Source organism: Natribacillus halophilus, from assembly GCF_900100185.1.
Taxonomy (GTDB): Bacteria; Bacillota; Bacilli; order Bacillales; family Marinococcaceae; genus Natribacillus; species Natribacillus halophilus.
The window spans coordinates 40,461-57,642 of sequence record NZ_FNEN01000008.1 but is presented as its reverse complement, the minus strand read 5'-3'; the positions used below and the strand labels follow the sequence as shown (position 1 = coordinate 57,642).

The window sequence follows — 17,182 nt, the reverse complement described above, 5'->3', positions numbered from 1 at the left end:
ACGGATCCGTCAAAGTCCAAATATATTCGCGGATATCCGAGGGAACGGAGATCGCTCCGATCTTTATGACACTTGAATCGCGTTGTTATACCCCAAAGGCAGTGTATCTCACTCCGAGAGGGACAATAAGCACGTTGCCATACCCCAAAAGCAGAGTATCTGTGTCCGAGAGGGACAAGAAGCGTGTTGTTATACCCCAAAAGCAGGGCATCTGTCTCCGAGAGGGAGAAGAAGCGCGTTGTTATACCCCAAAAGCAGGGCATCTCACTCCGAGAGGGACAATAAGCACGTTGTCATCCCTCGAACGACGGGGATCAAACCAATCCGAGAGGGCGATGTGATCTCCCCCGGGCTCGTCTTAGAAAGGCGATTTTTATTTCCCTTAAAAATCGTTTTACTTTTGACTTCACCTTGGGGCGGGCTACTATCGTCGAGTGATCAGGATAGCCATCGGTGACGCCGGCGTTATCGATTTTTCTGTCATGGCTATGGCTGGGGAAGTACCAACTGTCGTATCGGTTTTCGGTGGAGTGTTAACACTGATTGGGGCCGGGCTTACAACGATGGAGAAAAAACCAAAAAAACATGCAAACGATAGCTTTGAATAAGCACACTTTCTCCTTGACAATCGGTTTTGCAGGTGGTATTTTTTCTAAAACTTATCATTGTACTGATGGTTAAAGGGGGACTGTCGTTGGCTGATTATAAGAATATTCTCGTCTGTGTGTATGGGGAAGAATCTTCATCAGAAGATACGTTTGATCAAGCTTGCGCGTTTGCATTGAAAGAAGGCGCAAAACTCTATATTACAAGCGTTGTTGATCCCAAACCATATGCTTCCATGTCGAGATTTGATAAAAATATTGTGGAAAGGGTTAAACAGCAAGCTTCTGAACAATTGCAAGCGTTTAAACAGAAGGCGGAAGAAAAAGGAATTGCTGAAGTCGAAACGATCCTTGATGTTGGGACGCCAAAGGTAAGGATTGCTAGCCATATTGTCCCGAATTATAATATTGACCTTATTATAGCCGGTGAAACGGTTGGAAGAAGAGTGGAACGTGCAATTACCGGAAGCATCTCAAAAGGCATTGCTAAACGAGCCACTTGTGATGTCATCATTGTGAACGACAGCGGGGAACCGGTTACCAAAACTTAAACGAGAAGGGCGGCTGATCCGAGATGAGGGGGCCGCCCTTATTAATTGGTTTATAGGGGAGGGAATCTTCATTGGATGAACATACGCTATCCAAACGCTTTAAACATTAAGAAAAAGCTTAACAAAAATAAAGAAAATTGACAAATAAAGAGATGTGTTCCATCTTTACAATAATATTCACGGTGGCGATCTCCATTTGGACTATTTTATAAATGGAAGAGAAAGTAATCTCACGATCGGAAAAACAGATGGACACGGTAGATGGTTTTCTTGGGATTTGTAGGAGCGAACCAGAGATCTCTAGTTTAAATGGGATTCTGACCATGTATGACAATAGGCGGAAAGAGACTTTCATGATAAAATACAAAGAGAGTGATGTGTTTGAGTGGGAAGGCTTTAGAAAAATCAATCCAACGGAAACCGAATGAAGAATGAACGATAAATAATTGGAAGGAATGAACGCCATGAGCGATGATGTATTCAAGCAAATTCTGGGTGAATTGAAGGAATTAAAAGACCAACAATCCAACACAGACCGAAGCGTCAGTGTAATGTCGAGTGAATTGAAGGAATTAAAAGACCAACAATCTAACACAGATCGAAGCGTCAGTGTAATGTCGGGTGAATTGAAGGAATTAAAAGACCAACAATCTAACACAGATCGAAGCGTCAGTGTAATGTCGAGTGAATTGAAGGGATTACAAGACCAACAATCCAACACAGATCGAAGCGTTAATGCAATGTGGGAAGAAATAAAGGAAATTAAAGATGAACAAGGAAAAATGGGAAAGAAATTCGATAAAATAGACAAAAACCTCGATTACAACACGCAAATGACAGAAAATACGCTGGAATACGCGGGGAATATTGATAAGAACCAGCAAAAACATGAACGATATTTAACCAAAAAAGTGGTGGAACACGACAAAGACATTTTTCACATCAAGGATAAAATGAATATTTAGCTTTTATTGGATTGAGAAGAAAATTCAAGTGAAAGGGTAAGATATGATTTATAAAAGCCTGGAAGAATGTGTGCTCGATTTGGAGCAACAAGGAGAACTCGTCCGGATTCGCGAAGAGGTCGACCCTTACTTGGAAATGGCAGCCATCCACCGCCGCGTCTATCATGAGGGCGGTCCGGCCGTTTTATTTGAAAATGTCAAAGGAACAAAGTATCGTGCGGTCTCCAATTTATTCGGAACGCCGGAGCGAAGCAAATACATGTTTCGCAAAACGTGGGACGGCGTGCATGACGTGATTGCCATGCGCGATGATCCGATGAGCGCGCTTAAAAATCCCCTGAAAAATGCCAGCACCGGTTTTTCGGCGATGAAAGCATTGCCGATGCGCTTGACGAGCGTCAATGCATCCAAACTGGAAGAAATAAACATATCCGACTTGCCGATGATCCAATCATGGCCTGAAGACGGCGGGGCATTTATCACATTGCCGCAAGTGTTGACGGAAGATCCCGACAATCCCGGGCTCATGAACGCCAATCTCGGCATGTATCGCGCCCAGTTAAACGGCAATGATTATGTGCAGGATAAAGAGATCGGTCTGCATTACCAGATTCATCGCGGCATTGGTGTGCATCAAACCAAAGCGGTGCAAAAGGGAGAACCATTAAAAGTCAGTATTTTTATCGGCGGCCCCCCGGCGCACACGTTGGCAGCGGTCATGCCACTCCCGGAAGGGTTAAGCGAGATGTTGTTTGCCGGTCTTCTTTCCGGAAGGCGTTTTCGCCATAGTTATGAAGACGGCTATGTGATCAGCCATGACGCGGATTTTGTTATCACCGGGGAGATCTATCCCGAGGATACAAAGGCGGAAGGCCCGTTTGGTGATCATCTCGGTTACTATAGCCTAACACATGATTTTCCGGTCCTACATGTGCATAAAGTGTATGGAAAACCGGATGCGATCTACCCGTTTACCGTGGTCGGCCGTCCACCTCAGGAGGACACGAGCTTCGGCGAGATTATCCATGAATTGACCGGGAATGCCGTCACCCAGGAACTTCCGGGAGTGAAAGAAGTCCATGCCATTGACGCGGCAGGGGTACACCCTCTTCTGTTTGCGATTGGCAGCGAACGCTATACCCCCTTTGAAAAAGTAAAAAAACCGATGGAACTGCTGACGATCGCTAACCGCATTCTCGGCTTCGGGCAATTAAGCTTGGCCAAATATCTATGGATCACCGCTGATGACGAATCCCTCACCACTCATGACGAACTCGAGTTTATGCAGTACATTCTGGAACGGATTGATCTTCACCGCGATCTGCATTTTCAGACGAACACGACGATTGACACCCTCGATTATTCGGGGACAGGCTTGAATAGCGGCAGCAAGGTTGTTATGGCGGCTTATGGGGAGAAAAAACGCGATCTTTGTCAGGATATTCCTGCTGGATTGGAAGAGGCGCGTAATCCTCAACTCGTCATGCCCGGCGTAGTCGCGGTTGAATTGAACGCCTATCAGGATGAGAAGACGGCAACAGACGAGATTAACGCGATGGCCGAAGTAATCTCTAATAACAGTGATATGTCTGCATGTCCTCTCGTTGTCGTTTGTGATGACAGTGACTTCGTCAGTAAGACCAAAGATAATTTTCTCTGGGCAACGTTTACACGCAGCAACCCATCCCATGACATGCATGGCATCAATAGCTTCATTGAAAATAAACATTGGGGCTGTGACACGCTGATTATCGATGCACGCATCAAACCGCATCACGCTCCGCCACTCATCGAAGACGAAGAAGTGGAAGCCAAGATCGAGCGCTTTTTTGAAAACGGTAGATTTGTGGGTGATCAATGATGATTTTGGTCAATTTGAGGTTGTTCAGGATCAATCTTATCTGACCCATGATGACTAATGGTTCAATTTAGTACACAAAAGTACTATTTTTCCTTCACCCCCTTGGTGATAGAGTCTCTTTTTTATAAAATAAGAAAATATATTACATAAAAAGGAGAATCTATTATGAGAAGGAAAAATTTTGTTTTGAAAGGAGCCGTAGTTTTCGCTTTTAGTGTGGGAAGCTTTATCGGAATATCGTTTCAGCAGGCAAATGCAAATGTCTCGGGTGAAACGATCGCGATTGATGCCGGACACGGTGGCCATGATAACGGCGCTACCGGTCATGGCTTATACGAAAAAGAACTCGTATACGATGTGGCGTATCGTACACAACAACTTTTGGAAGACGCAGGGGCGGAAGTGATTATGACGCGGGATGGAGATTATTTTGTGGAACTGATCGATCGGGCAAATATGGCCAATGATGGCGGAGCTGATTCCTTCGTCAGCATTCATGCCAATGCAGCTTCCGATGCTTCCGTAAGTGGCACGGAAACCTTTCATCATCCATCTGATTTGGAAGGAGGATCGTTGGCTGCCGACCTGCAAAGTAGCATGGTCGAGGAATTTGGCAGCAACGACCGTGGCGTGAAAACCGCCAATTTCAGCGTACTTCGTAACTCGGACATGCCCGCAGCCTTGGCTGAATTAGGATTCGTCACCAATCAAGCAGAAGCCGATACGATGCTGACCGATGCCTTCCGAAACGAAGCGGCCAACGCGATTTATCAAGGGCTTTATGAGTATCATTAATAAACATAAGAATCTTTCTGGCTGATAAAATGCTAGTGTTCCCGGAATAATCGTTCGCGCTTTTGGCAAGAAGTAGTTACCAATGGGTAGCTACTTCTTTCTTTTGCCCGCCGGGATCATCTTCATGATAAAATAACTTTTTATTTTCCCTTAACACTGAAATAGCAAAAATAACCGTCGATAGCAACATGAAAAGGGCCAATGCAACAATCGTTATACGTAGAGAAATCAGGTCTGCTGTCACACCAATCGCCAGAATAAATACCACTTGAACAGCGCTTTGGGTAAGCTGAAAAATACTCGTCACTCTTCCCATCACGTCTACAGGGACATTGTTTTGATAAAAAGTCGTGATCCCCGCGTTCAAGGGGGCATTAAAGAAACCGAGGATGATAAACCCAACAGCAATGGATGTAAACGACCAGGAAAAGGCGTAAATGACATATCCCATCGTCATCATAATCAGACCGATGACAATCATATAACGCAACGACAGTTTATTGGAAAAAATAGATAAAAGAATGGCACCTGTAACAGATCCGATACCCGTAATACTAATCAACAGGCTGTATTCAAATTCTGAAAGTCCGATCACTTGTTGGGTAAAAACAACTTCCTGGGCGTCCATCGCAAAAGTAAATATCATAATCATAATGAAGCCGAGATAGACAAAAGACACATATTTATTTTGCATCATGAACTTTTGAACGACCGTAAAATCACGTATGACCTGTGAGGCGGTTAATGTCGGAATCGTTTCTTTATCAATGTTTTCTTTGTCGGGAAGGAATAATAACAATATGGCGGCAAGGACGAAGAATAGGGCATTCATCCATAATGTGGCTTCAACTGACGTTATTAAGATCAGCGATCCCCCGATAGCCGGCCCGATAATAAAGGCCCCGGAATCCACGAATGAGCGCATAGCGTTGAATCGTTTTCTTTTTTCCCTCGGCACAAGAATGGCAACGTAAGTCATTGATGCTGGATTAAAAAAGGCTTTACCAATACTTAAAATAACGAGAATCCCGTAGATGACCGCCATGTTAGGCGCTATCGGGATAAAACAGATGAACGCTGCCCGCAGTATGTATGTGGCTCCCATCACTCGTCTTTTACTTCGATAATCAATGAAACTCCCCGTCCAAAACTTGGTGACAATATTCGTTAACGGAGCGATGATCCATAGGCCCGCTACCGCTGCAGCTGAGCCAGTCAGCTGATAAACAATAATATTAATGGCAACAAGATAAATAAAATCCCCGATGCTGGAAATGCCGATCGATGCCAATAATATCGCTGGATCTTTCCAGGTTCTTAGGTTTTTCATGGCTTAAACTCCAAACTGTTAGATCGATTATTTTCTTACGAAGTGAAACTGGAGCTCCAACATGTAATCCCGTCTCTTCCTAAGTATTTATTGTGACAGATTTTTTAGAAATTGTAAAAATTTCATCGCGAACACTTGTTTTTATTTATGGGATGTGCTATTCTATATATAAGAGTTTTCATCACCATGAACGTTTATCATTAGATAAAGGATGTGGTAAAATCATGGCAAAGGCATCGCCCCTCCTTGTTCAGGAAGAACCCTCCCGCTATTTAGACAAGGACGCTCTTTGGAAAAAAGTAATCACCGATCTGTTTGAACCGTTCATGTTATTTTTTGCACCCGATCTGTATGAAGAGATGGATTGGAGCCAAACCCCCGATTCCTTGGAGCAAGAATTCCATCGTATTTTCCCGAAGTGGAAAAAAGGCACAAATTACACTGATAAGTTGATGAAAGTTCCATTAAAAGACGGCAAAGATCAATGGGTGCTCGTCCACGTTGAAGTTCAAGGGGACGAGGACAATGATTTTTCCAAACGCATGTTTCAATATTTCTATCGTATATTTGATAAGTATGATGAAAAAATTTATGCAATCGCCCTTCTTGCTGATCCCATTTATTCGTTCAAGCCGACGACTTATGAGTACCATTTTCACGGAACGCATCTAACCTATGCATACAATGCTTATAAACTCCTTGATCAGGATGAGGAGAAGTTATTACAGTCGAACAATCCATTTGCCTATGTGGTTTTAGCTGGTATCTACATGCAAAAAAGTAGATACGATGCTGACAAGCGATACCAATTTAAGCGCCGATTGTTCGAATTGTTGCTCCAAGACCCAGAGAAAAACGCACGCGAATACGTTCACTCATTGTTATATTTTATTGACTATTTATTGCAAATTCCTGAAGACATGTCGAAGAAGCTACAAGAAGAAGTGAAACCAATGATCGGAAAGGAGGCGAACGACATGGATAAAACAAAGCACCCAGATCCCCCGACGCTTAAACCGTTGCTTGATGAATTGAGACAGGAAGGGAAAGAACTGGGAAGAAGGGAAGGAAGAGCTGAGGGCAAAGCAGAAGGTAAAGCAGAAGGTAAAGCAGAAGGTAAAGTAGAAGGTCAAAGGGAAAGAACGAGAGAAGTTGCCATGGCGATGTTAAAAGAAGGGATTCCGATCGAATCCATTATGAAAGTAACTGGCCTTAGTGAAGATGAATTGAATGAAGTCAAAAATCAGATATAATAACCCCACGTAAGCAGGTTTGTTCCGACGCGGGATCAAACCTGCTTTAAAAAACAGAAGTAATCAACCGCTGATCGGGAAGAAGAGGATAAAACAAGCACCCTGATCGTCCCAGCATACACATGTTATAATAATCACAAGGATTTTTTTCCCCACATACCTCAAAAATATCTACATACCAAGGAGTTGCTCATTGAATCAATGAAGAATCATCGCCAAGTTTTTCAAAACGAACAAAAAAATCGCGGCCGACTGCTTATTACTTGTCCTGACCAGCCTGGCATTGTTGCCGCTGTTTCCCAATTTTTATCTAATCATGAAGCAAATATCATCGAATCCAGTCAATATTCGACCAATCCCGAAGGTGGCGATTTCTTCATGCGGATTGAATTCGAATGTCCGGATCTTGAATCGAAAAAAAGCGTGTTGCGGGAAGAGTTCGATACCATCGCGCAAACATTTTCCATGGAGTGGCAGCTATTCTTTGTTAAAGAATTAAAACGGGCGGCTATTTTCGTGTCAAAGGAACTTCATTGCCTCCGCGAACTTCTTTTGGAATGGGAAAGCGGGGACCTCATGGCTGACATTCCCCTCGTCATCAGCAATCACCCGGACGCAAAAGATTTTGTGGAATCGTTTGGTATCCCTTTCGTCCATGTTCCGGCAAACAAAAACACTCGACAAGAAGCTGAACAACAGCAACTCGAGCTTTTGGAAGAATATGACATTGATGTCATCATTCTCGCGCGCTATATGCAGATATTAACGCCTGCGTTTGTAGAAGCTTATTCCGAGAAAATCATCAATATCCATCATTCCTTTTTGCCCGCATTCGTAGGTGCGAAGCCGTATGACCGCGCATTTGAACGAGGGGTGAAAATTATCGGCGCTACCTCCCACTATGTCACCAATGATCTGGATGAAGGTCCGATTATCGAGCAAGATGTTAAACGCGTGAACCATCGCGACCAGGTGGAAGATTTGAAAAAGAACGGCAAGATTATCGAAAGAAGCGTCCTTGTCCGCGCGGTCAAATGGCATATTGATGACAGAATCATTGTCCATGAAAATAAAACGATTGTCTTTTGAAGGGGCTTGCCTAGCGATGGCAGGTTCTTTTTTTACATATGTATTGACCATGATGGTCGATTGTGTTAATTTGGAATCGACCAATATGGTCTAAAAGGGGTGAATGCATATGAATCAAACATTTAAAAATATCGATGAAACGAAACAAAAACGGATATTAAATGCGGCAATTAAGGAATTCGCCGAAAATGGGTATGAGCAAGCTTCCACCAATAAAATCATTAAAGACGCCGGTATTGGCAAGGGCATGCTCTTTCATTATTTCAACAACAAAAAAGACCTTTATGAATATTTGGTCGATTATGCTCTTAACATTACCAACACCGAATATCTGCAGCGCATTGACATCGATGAATCGGATTTCATCGAACGGTTGAAGCAAATCGCACGGATCAAAGCAGAGTTTCACGATAATAACCCTGATGTCAAAAATTTTATAGGAACGGTCGTTCTGAATGATGACGTGGAATTGCCGGATGATTTAGAAACTCGCCTGTCCGATTTTCAAAAAACCGGCTATGCATTGTTGTATAAAAAAATTGATAAAAGCTTAGTTCGTGACGATGTTGATGTAGAAAAGGCTTTTCGACTTATTAGATGGGCCATTGAAGGGTATCAAAATGAGTTGATGCAACAATTTCAAGGCGAGAAGATTGCACACATCGATTTACAACCCTACTGGGACGAATTCTATGAATATCTGGACGTATTAAAGACAACTTTTTACAAGGAGGACCGAACATGAGTGTACTCACCGTGAATAACTTAACGAAACAATTTGGAAAATTTACCGCCTTGGACGGAGTCAACATCGAAGTAAACGAAGGTGAAATCTATGGCTTCATCGGGCCGAACGGTGCCGGGAAATCGACGACGATTCGCGTGCTTCTCGGGATTTTAAAAGCAACACAGGGGAGTGCGACGATCTTTGGGCAAGACGCATGGTCGGATGCGGTTGATATTCACAAGCATATCGCATATGTGCCGGGCGATGTGAACCTTTGGCCGAACTTGACGGGCGGGGAGGTGATTGATCTTTTCGTGAAACTGCGAGGAAGTAACAATCAAAGCAGGCGGGAAGAATTGATCGAAAAATTTAACCTCGATCCCACTAAAAAATGCCGGACGTATTCCAAGGGGAATCGTCAGAAAGTCGCGTTAGTGGCTGCTTTTGCCTCCGATGCCGATCTTTATATTTTGGATGAGCCGACCTCCGGATTGGATCCGCTCATGGAGCAAGTCTTTCAGCAGTATGTCCTGGAGATGAAAAATAAAGGAAAAAGCGTGTTGCTGTCCAGCCATATCTTATCGGAAGTGGAAAAGTTATGTGACCGTGTCGGGATTATTCGGCAAGGAAAAATGATCGAATCGGGCACGTTAGGTGAATTACGGCATTTGACACGCGTCCATATGCTTGTGGAAACGAAACAACCACTGACCGATTTGAATGAATTAAAAGGCGTTCACGCCATAGAAGAAAAAGATCAAGCCGTCTCCTTTCAGGTTGACGCCGAAGCGTTGGATAACGTTATCAAGCATGTCAGTCAATTTGGCATCGTGAAATTGGAAAGTTCTCCGCCAACGTTGGAAGATTTATTTATGCGCCATTATGAACAAAAAGATGAATCCGAGGTGGGAGGTGCATCCTGATGGCTTTAAAAAAAACCGGTTCCCTTTTTAGATTTATGTTGAGGCGGGATCGCCTCCGTATGCCGTTATGGTTAATCGGGATCACCTTCTTCACTTTGGCTGTGCCTGTAGCCTTTGTTGACTTGTATGCTTCCCAGCAAGAAAGGGACGGAATGGCTGAAACAATGGCCAACCCTGCAATGACAGCGATGGTAGGGCCGGCGGATTTGGACAATTACACGATCGGTGTGATGTCGGCCCATCAAATGTTGCTATTAACAGCCGTGGTCGTCGGACTGATGAGCATATTGCTTGTGACTCGCCATACGCGTGCAGATGAAGAAGATGGGCGGCTTGAAATGATTCGCGCTCTCCCGGTTGGGCGTCTATCCAACTTAAATGCGACGTTACTCGTTTTGTGTGCCACACACGTTGTTTTGGCCCTCATAACGGGTTTTGGCTTATATGCTTTAGGGATCGATAGCATGGGTCTCGAAGGGTCTTTATTGTATGGTACGACTTTAGGTGCTACCGGTATTTTCTTCGCAGGTGTGACGGCGCTTTTCGCTCAACTCTTTGAGAATTCACGTGCGACGATCGGTTTTTCCATTGCCGTATTGCTCGTCGCTTACCTTGTTCGTGCGGTGGGTGATGTTGGCAATGAAACGATATCATGGTTCTCGCCATTAAATTGGGTGACACGGACAGAGGTGTATGCGAACAATCATTGGGAGCCTCTGGTCCTGATGCTCGGTGTGGCGGTCGTTTTGGGTGTATTGGCCAATTATCTAAACGCAATTCGCGATTTGGAAGCGGGCTTTTTTCCGGCAAGACCGGGAAGAAAAAATGCATCGGCATTTTTGCAAAGTCCGATGGGACTCGCTTTAAAACTGCAGCGCACCGGCATGATTGCCTGGGCAGTTGGCTTGTTCGTGATGGGTCTTTCTTATGGCTCTGTGTTAGGTGATCTGGAAGCTTTTTTTGAAGGCAATGAAATGATGGAGCAAATGCTCGTGGCTGAAGAAGGATATACACTGACCGAGCAATTTATTCCGACGCTTATGATTGCCATGGGGTTGCTCGCGACAGTTCCACCTGGTATGGCCATGTTGAAACTTTATGGCGAAGAGAAAAAGAACCGCGTTGAACATTTGCTTGGAAGGGCTGTGTCTCGGGCAAGACTGATGGGTAGTTATCTGCTTATCGCGATCGCGAATGGGTTTGTCATGCTATCTTTAACGGGTATCGGTCTTTGGGCAGCGGGCGATGCCGTCATGGAAGAAGGTCTTGATTTTGGCATGATCTACGGTGCAGCTTTGATCTATTATCCGGCCGTGCTCGTAATTATCGGTCTTGCTGTTCTGTTCATCGGCGTGCTTCCAAAGCTCGGCAGTATCATTTGGCTTTATGTTCTGTACTCTTTTATTGCCCTTTATTTCGGTGGTTTATTCGATTTCCCGGAATGGGTCGGGCAATTGTCCCCTTATGGATATATCCCTGAACTTCCGGTGGACGACATGGCATGGATGCCGGTAAGCATGCTGGTCATCGTCGCGATTATTCTCATGATTATCGGATTTGTCGGATATCGACGCCGTGATATAGAAGGTTAGATATAAAAAAGAACGCCGTATCACTTGATACGGTGTTTTATATGCTATAATGAGGGTAATAATCACCGATTTGAGGAGGAGTGAATTTCACACGAGTTCTTTGCAAGAACGGCTGGATTATTATAAACAGGAAAAACCACATATGGAATTTTATGATTAAAGGAGTTGACTGCATTGACGACATTTGGACTCATCAGGCACGGTATCACGGATTGGAATGAAAACGGCAGAGCACAGGGGATCACGGATATTCCCCTCAATATGACGGGAAAACAACAAGCTGATGCTGTGGCCAATCGACTGTTCCTGGAAGAAAAATGGGATGTGATCGTCGCCAGTGATTTATCTCGTGCCGCAGAAACAGCGGAAATTATCGCCGCTAAATTAAAATTGCCGGTTAGTCATGACGCCCGCATACGGGAAATGGACTGTGGTGAGATTGAAGGCACCAATGAAGAAGAAAGGGTGCAAAAATGGGGGAGTCATTGGCGGCAGCTGGATTTGGGCATCGAAACGGCGGAAGAACTGTCACAGCGAGGCTATGAATTTTTGGAAGAAGCCGCGACCGCAAATGAGAGCAAACGCGTATTGATCGTCAGCCACGGCGGGTTAATCAGCCGCACGATCCAGCGATTGTTGCCGGATAAATTCCCGCAGGCCCACCTCGAAAATACGTCGGTTACGAATCTCAGAAAGTGGGAAAACAACTGGGATTGTACATTGTACAATTGTACAAAGCATTTGGTGTAGTAAATGAATTTGGCAGCGATTAAAGAACAGCTTTCGTCTCTTCAAGACATCATTTATTTTGATCGGAATGATTATCTTCGCGAGAAAACAGCGGATCCTGTTCAGTTGAAGCAGTTCATTGTTGAGATCGAGCAATTATTGGAACGGGACATTGTCGATACGGATGAATTGTTTTTTCTTTATGGAACGATCGGTAACCTTCATAGAATATATGGGCAGCCACAAACGGCGGTTTATTATTTGGAGTTAGGTCTGGATCTTGCCGGGGATGAGTCCAAGGAAATCGCCGCCAACATTCGTCTCGGAGAAGCACTGAAATATGATCATAAACATTCCGAGGCATTGGCCAAATTTAACGAGGCCTTGGCTAAATGCCATGAATTTGGGCTAGATAAGTATGAAGATTTCGCCCTCCAGCACAAAGGCAAATGCTTATTGGAACTTGGGCGTTCGGCCGAAGCATTAGGGTGCTTTAAGAAAGCGTTAGAGTTGAGAAAAACTAAAGGTGACTCATCTTTAATCAAATCTACGCAACAAGCCATAGAGTTAGTTAATGAATGGTGAAGAAGCGACGGGACGAAGTCTTGTGTGAAATTTAAATATGTTACACTAATTATGTTATCCTTATATAAGCGATTAATATTTATGTATACAGCGCATACATTATTTTGGATGGTGATATAATTGGCCAGATTAATGGGAAACAGTCATTTAGAACAGATAGCGTATAATAAGATAAGAGAGTTAATTTTAAATGGTGATATTAAAAGTGGGGAAAAAATTGTTCAAGACCAGCTCGCTGAACAAATAGGGGTAAGTAGAACACCTTTACGCCAAGCTATTATAAACCTTGAAAGAGATTTTTTATTAGAGATAACAGGACAAGGTATATTTGTAAGAGAAATTAACAGTGATTTTATTCATTCTGTATGGGAGGTTCGTGCAGTTTTAGAGGGTTTAGCTTGTCGAATATGTGCAGATAAGATGGATTCTCCGACTATTGCTTATTTGAGAGCATTATTTGATGATGCGTATTTGAGATGGGGAGAAAATGGAGAAGATAAGTATTTTGAAGCAGATATGATTTTTCACTCGAAGTTAGTGGAAATTGCTAACAACCCAATTCTCGAAAAAAGTTTTAATACTACTCATGTTTTTAGTGTTCAATTTAAAATAGGATTACTTCGCTCACCTGAGATTACTCACCAAGAACATGCTTCAATATTAGACGCTCTTGAAGCAAGAGATGGAGAATTAGCAGAACAATTAATGGTAAATCATATTCGTAACGGGGCAGCTTATATTAAAAATAATGCGTTGCATTCTAAGCAATAGGCTCCTTGACTTTTGAAAAAATCCGTGACGATCATTGGCTGCCGTTGTTTCGCAGACTTTACAATACGTTTGCCCAGGCTGAGCATCTGCTAACATGTAAAAAGAAAGATCGGAAGAATTTTTTATAAATGGCAAAATGGCCGGTTTATTTTGTATACTAAAATACCAACATATGTGACCGTTTATTCCCCTTGATTGTTCGATGATTATTTGTGTTGTTTTTTAGGGCAATAACCGTTTAGCCCTTCCGCTCTTTCGGTTTTATCGTCATCAAATTTGTAATTTAATCAAAATGGTTCATCCAGTTTCACTTGCCATGGAATCAGGTATAAGTCAAAAAATTTAGATCTTGAAGATTAGAAATTGCTATAAAAATTCTCATTAAGGGAACAAACATGACGCTTGAAACATCCTTATCATCTTTCAAAGGGTGTCACTGTCACGAAGCGTCTGTTTTTTAGGTTTTCCCTTACGCTGAGCATTATAAAAAATTATTTTGAAAAATACCTTGACCATAAATTGATTACGATATATACTTTCACATACATTGTATACATTGCATACAAATACGTTTAACGTTAAACTCAAGATGAATCATTTCTTTGGAGAGTTGTAAAATGTAATTGTTTACTTTGCAATTTAAATTTACAACACTTTTGGAGGATGGGGGTGGTTTAGCAGGTAAGAAATGAGGCTTTAGATGAACACGAAAATGAAAACCCTTTCTAAAATGACAAACTTGGGGAATATTAGATTTTGACTTTTAAAAAAGCCTCTATACAGCAGAAGACTTGGCTCTCTTATCAACAATTACTGTTGGCACATTTATATGCAGCTAATGACCATAGAGCACTGAAGGTATTTCCGAGAATACTGTGTCCCATACGCCTTGACAAAGGTTGGCAGTAAAATAATTCGAGGAGGATTAGAAGAATGAAAATAAAACTAAACTGCTTAACTATGATGTTGTTTATGAGTTTATTAATTGGGTGCGGGCAGGAAACAGCATCTGAATCAAATGGAGATGAGGGGATAGATGAAAAAACATTACGTCTTTCCCATGTGGCATCTATGGATGACCCCACACATAGTGCAGCGGAATTCTATGCAGAACGAGTAGAAGAATTATCGGATGGTCAAATTACTATCGATGTTTTCCCTGACAATCAATTAGGGGAACCAGAAGAAGTTGCGGAACAGGTTCGAATGGGCAGTATAGACATGTCGATTGCAGCTAGTGGGCAAATGACACAGTGGGTTCCAGAATTTGCAGCAGTTCAATTGCCTTTTTTGTTTGAAGATACTGAACACGCTTACAACACTCTAGATGGTGAGGGAGGCGATATGTTGTATGAATTAGCTAGAGAGGAGAACTTCGAGATTTTATCACAATGGGAATTAGGATTCAGGGTCATTAGTAACAACCATAATCCAATTGAAACCCCTGAAGATATGGAAGGAGTGCAAATTAGAGTGCCTCCTGAAGTGACCATGGAAGCAGCTATGACTTCATTAGGTGCTGTTCCCGAGCAAGTTTCATTTGGAGAATTGTATATGTCACTTTCACAAGGTGTTATAGATGGACAAGAAAATCCTCTCCATTATATATATACTAATGCTTTTCATGAGGTGCAAGATTATATCACTGTAATGGGAGAAGGGTATATGTATTCAAGTTTTCCCCATATTGTTAATTTGGATTTATGGGAAGGAATGAATGATGAAGAGAGGGAAATATTAAAACAAGCAAGTGAAGAAGCTAGAGATTTTAATCGAGAAGAAGTTGGTCAAACGATGGATGAAGCTGCTGAAAATATGGAAGCAGAAGGAGTAGAAATAAACTATGTGGACGCTGGAGATTTTGAACAAGAAATGGAACCGGCCTGGAATGAGATTGCTGAATTTGCCGGAGAAGATTTCGTCGAAAATTGGTTGGAAGTAGTTGAAGAAAGTGCTAATTAAAAAGAATATCAGCCTTTAATTTTAGGTATATCTCCAATGTCTATGTTTGCTATCCGATGAGATAGTTCCAAAATCATCGGATAGTAGCTTAAAATTTATGCATAGAATTGGTGAGATACTTTGGGTGAAAAGAGGGAGAGAATGCTTGAAATAGGTATTTTTGTTATTGTTTTATTGTTTATTCTATTAATTATAGGTGTACCTGTAGCGTTTTCAATGATTTTAAGTGGGACGTTGGGTTTGGTAATTGGCACTTCGGGGTTAGAAATTATAAGCACGATTCCGCAGCGAATATACAGTGGCCTTGTCTCCTTTCAGTTATTAGCTATTCCTTTTTTCATAATGACAGGAATTGTTATGAATAAGAGTGGTATAACAGACATCTTGTTTAAATTCGTTGAATATATTATTGGGCGATTTAGAGGTGGGATGGGAAATGCGTGTGTTTTGACCAGTGTCGTCTTTGGGGGTATGTCTGGATCTGCTGTAGCAGATGCTTCAGGGCTTGGGTTGATTCAAACTAGAGTGATGGAAAGAGTAGGTTATGATCGAGGTTTTGCAGCTGCAGTTACAGCTTCCAGTTCGATTGTAGCCCCAATTATTCCTCCAAGTATTCCCTTGATTATCTACGGTTCTATGACAGGAATATCTATCACTCAACTGTTTATCGGTGGGATTGTCCCAGGTCTTTTAATTGGGATAAGTATGTTTATCGTTGTATATATTACCGCTAGGGTTCGTAATTACAGAACATCTACCCTTCCCAATCTCCAGCAATTCTTTCGTACAGGTATGAAATCTCTCCCGGGCCTCTTGACCCCAGTGATTCTAATAGGAGGGATTTTATCCGGGGTATTTACAGCAACTGAAACAGCGATTGTGGCAGCTGCCTATTCGTTATTCATTGGATTCGTAGTTTACCGTACATTAAATCTAAAGAAATTCCTTGAAGCGATGAATGAAACATTTCTGTTTACAGTTAAAGTGATGTTTATTGTAGGGGCTGCTGATCTCTTTGGTTGGGTTCTTACTTATTTTGGTGTGACGAACGCATTTACAGATCTCCTTCTCAATGTTACCGATTCAGCTATCGGAATACTGTTGATACTGTGCCTTATGTATTTAATTTTGGGAACATTTATGGAATCAATTGCTATATTAGTACTAACGGTTCCGATTGTTATGCCTATAGTTCAGCAGGCAGGAATTGATCCTCTTTTCTTTGGCATTATAGTGACGGTTGTATTGTCAATTGGTTTAATTACTCCACCAGTAGGAATGGTTCTTTTTCCAATATCAGATATAACTCGTATTCCTATTATGTCCTTAGCGAAACAGTGTATCCCTTTCTATGCTGCTCTTTTATTGGTCTTTATTGCATTATTGTGGCAGCCTGAAATTGTGATGTTTCTTCCCGAGCTATTTAGGTAACTATTCTTTTTAT

16 protein-coding genes and 2 pseudogenes are annotated in these 17,182 nt (G+C 42.4%); 17 read left to right on the top strand and 1 reads right to left on the bottom strand.

Annotated elements, in window-relative coordinates:
• The first annotated feature begins 434 nt into the window (after window positions 1–434).
• The 6 genes and pseudogenes from BLS58_RS17555 (at window position 435) to BLS58_RS10305 (ending at window position 4,777) form a co-directional block, all read left to right on the top strand.
• Complete coding sequence (locus BLS58_RS17555) at window positions 435–608, top strand: hypothetical protein (RefSeq protein WP_176764709.1); 174 nt, start codon at window positions 435–437, stop codon at window positions 606–608.
• An 86-nt stretch (window positions 609–694) separates the two neighbouring features.
• Window positions 695–1,156 (top strand): universal stress protein, encoded by a 462-nt coding sequence (locus tag BLS58_RS10325; protein ID WP_176764708.1) that lies wholly within the window; start codon window positions 695–697, stop codon window positions 1,154–1,156.
• 148 nt (window positions 1,157–1,304) lie between these two features.
• Window positions 1,305–1,439, top strand: a pseudogene (locus BLS58_RS18265) (DUF2332 family protein); the annotation flags it as partial.
• Between the two features lie 181 nt (window positions 1,440–1,620).
• On the top strand, window positions 1,621–2,121 hold the full coding sequence (locus BLS58_RS10315) for a coiled-coil domain-containing protein (RefSeq protein WP_090398627.1): 501 nt from the start codon (window positions 1,621–1,623) through the stop codon (window positions 2,119–2,121).
• A 46-nt stretch (window positions 2,122–2,167) separates the two neighbouring features.
• Entirely contained in the window at window positions 2,168–3,982 is a 1,815-nt protein-coding gene (locus tag BLS58_RS10310; RefSeq protein WP_090398811.1) for a UbiD family decarboxylase, read from the top strand.
• Between the two features lie 165 nt (window positions 3,983–4,147).
• On the top strand, window positions 4,148–4,777 hold the full coding sequence (locus BLS58_RS10305; protein ID WP_090398625.1) for an N-acetylmuramoyl-L-alanine amidase family protein: 630 nt from the start codon (window positions 4,148–4,150) through the stop codon (window positions 4,775–4,777).
• Window positions 4,778–4,853: 76 nt separating this feature from the next.
• Here BLS58_RS10305 and BLS58_RS10300 read toward each other — a convergent pair whose 3' ends face one another.
• Entirely contained in the window at window positions 4,854–6,107 is a 1,254-nt protein-coding gene (locus BLS58_RS10300; protein ID WP_090398623.1) for an MFS transporter, read from the bottom strand.
• A 92-nt stretch (window positions 6,108–6,199) separates the two neighbouring features.
• Here BLS58_RS10300 and BLS58_RS10295 point away from each other — a divergent pair, with 92 nt between their 5' ends.
• The 11 genes and pseudogenes from BLS58_RS10295 to BLS58_RS10245 all read left to right on the top strand — a co-directional run bounded on the left by BLS58_RS10295 (window position 6,200) and on the right by BLS58_RS10245 (window position 17,169).
• Entirely contained in the window at window positions 6,200–7,360 is a 1,161-nt protein-coding gene (locus BLS58_RS10295; protein ID WP_143018902.1) for an RpnC/YadD family protein, read from the top strand.
• 201 nt (window positions 7,361–7,561) lie between these two features.
• On the top strand, window positions 7,562–8,449 hold the full coding sequence (purU, locus tag BLS58_RS10290) for a formyltetrahydrofolate deformylase (RefSeq protein WP_090398619.1): 888 nt from the start codon (window positions 7,562–7,564) through the stop codon (window positions 8,447–8,449).
• A gap of 109 nt (window positions 8,450–8,558) precedes the next feature.
• Entirely contained in the window at window positions 8,559–9,194 is a 636-nt protein-coding gene (locus BLS58_RS10285; protein ID WP_090398617.1) for a TetR/AcrR family transcriptional regulator, read from the top strand.
• Entirely contained in the window at window positions 9,191–10,099 is a 909-nt protein-coding gene (locus BLS58_RS10280) for an ABC transporter ATP-binding protein (protein WP_090398615.1), read from the top strand. The genes BLS58_RS10285 and BLS58_RS10280 overlap by 4 nt, the downstream gene beginning before the upstream one ends.
• The gene (locus tag BLS58_RS10275; RefSeq protein WP_090398613.1) at window positions 10,099–11,691 is read left to right on the top strand and encodes an ABC transporter permease; all 1,593 of its coding nucleotides are present in this window, start codon (window positions 10,099–10,101) and stop codon (window positions 11,689–11,691) included. The genes BLS58_RS10280 and BLS58_RS10275 overlap by 1 nt, the downstream gene beginning before the upstream one ends.
• Before the next feature lie 67 nt (window positions 11,692–11,758).
• A pseudogene (locus BLS58_RS18400) lies at window positions 11,759–11,851 on the top strand (metallothiol transferase FosB); the annotation flags it as partial.
• A gap of 14 nt (window positions 11,852–11,865) precedes the next feature.
• Window positions 11,866–12,441, top strand: a complete 576-nt coding sequence (locus BLS58_RS10265) for a histidine phosphatase family protein (protein WP_090398611.1) — start codon at window positions 11,866–11,868, stop codon at window positions 12,439–12,441.
• A 3-nt stretch (window positions 12,442–12,444) separates the two neighbouring features.
• Window positions 12,445–13,005 carry a tetratricopeptide repeat protein gene (locus BLS58_RS10260; RefSeq protein ID WP_090398609.1) on the top strand — a complete coding sequence of 187 codons (561 nt, stop codon included), beginning with the start codon at window positions 12,445–12,447 and terminating at the stop codon, window positions 13,003–13,005.
• 120 nt (window positions 13,006–13,125) lie between these two features.
• Entirely contained in the window at window positions 13,126–13,776 is a 651-nt protein-coding gene (locus tag BLS58_RS10255) for a GntR family transcriptional regulator (protein ID WP_090398607.1), read from the top strand.
• Between the two features lie 933 nt (window positions 13,777–14,709).
• Window positions 14,710–15,738, top strand: a complete 1,029-nt coding sequence (locus tag BLS58_RS10250) for a TRAP transporter substrate-binding protein (RefSeq protein ID WP_090398605.1) — start codon at window positions 14,710–14,712, stop codon at window positions 15,736–15,738.
• Between the two features lie 141 nt (window positions 15,739–15,879).
• Window positions 15,880–17,169 (top strand): TRAP transporter large permease, encoded by a 1,290-nt coding sequence (locus BLS58_RS10245; RefSeq protein WP_090398603.1) that lies wholly within the window; start codon window positions 15,880–15,882, stop codon window positions 17,167–17,169.
• The last annotated feature ends 13 nt before the right edge of the window (window positions 17,170–17,182 follow it).

Excerpts from the sequence above, each read along its gene's own strand:
- BLS58_RS10315 (WP_090398627.1), top strand. The coding sequence starts at position 1,621 with ATGAGCGATGATGTATTCAAGCAAATTCTGGGTGAATTGAAGGAATTA.
- BLS58_RS10305 (WP_090398625.1), top strand. The coding sequence starts at position 4,148 with ATGAGAAGGAAAAATTTTGTTTTGAAAGGAGCCGTAGTTTTCGCTTTT.
- BLS58_RS10300 (WP_090398623.1), bottom strand. The coding sequence starts at position 6,107 with ATGAAAAACCTAAGAACCTGGAAAGATCCAGCGATATTATTGGCATCG.
- purU (WP_090398619.1), top strand. The coding sequence starts at position 7,562 with ATGAAGAATCATCGCCAAGTTTTTCAAAACGAACAAAAAAATCGCGGC.
- BLS58_RS10285 (WP_090398617.1), top strand. The coding sequence starts at position 8,559 with ATGAATCAAACATTTAAAAATATCGATGAAACGAAACAAAAACGGATA.
- BLS58_RS10280 (WP_090398615.1), top strand. The coding sequence starts at position 9,191 with ATGAGTGTACTCACCGTGAATAACTTAACGAAACAATTTGGAAAATTT.
- BLS58_RS10275 (WP_090398613.1), top strand. The coding sequence starts at position 10,099 with ATGGCTTTAAAAAAAACCGGTTCCCTTTTTAGATTTATGTTGAGGCGG.
- BLS58_RS10260 (WP_090398609.1), top strand. The coding sequence starts at position 12,445 with ATGAATTTGGCAGCGATTAAAGAACAGCTTTCGTCTCTTCAAGACATC.
- BLS58_RS10250 (WP_090398605.1), top strand. The coding sequence starts at position 14,710 with ATGAAAATAAAACTAAACTGCTTAACTATGATGTTGTTTATGAGTTTA.
- BLS58_RS10245 (WP_090398603.1), top strand. The coding sequence starts at position 15,880 with ATGCTTGAAATAGGTATTTTTGTTATTGTTTTATTGTTTATTCTATTA.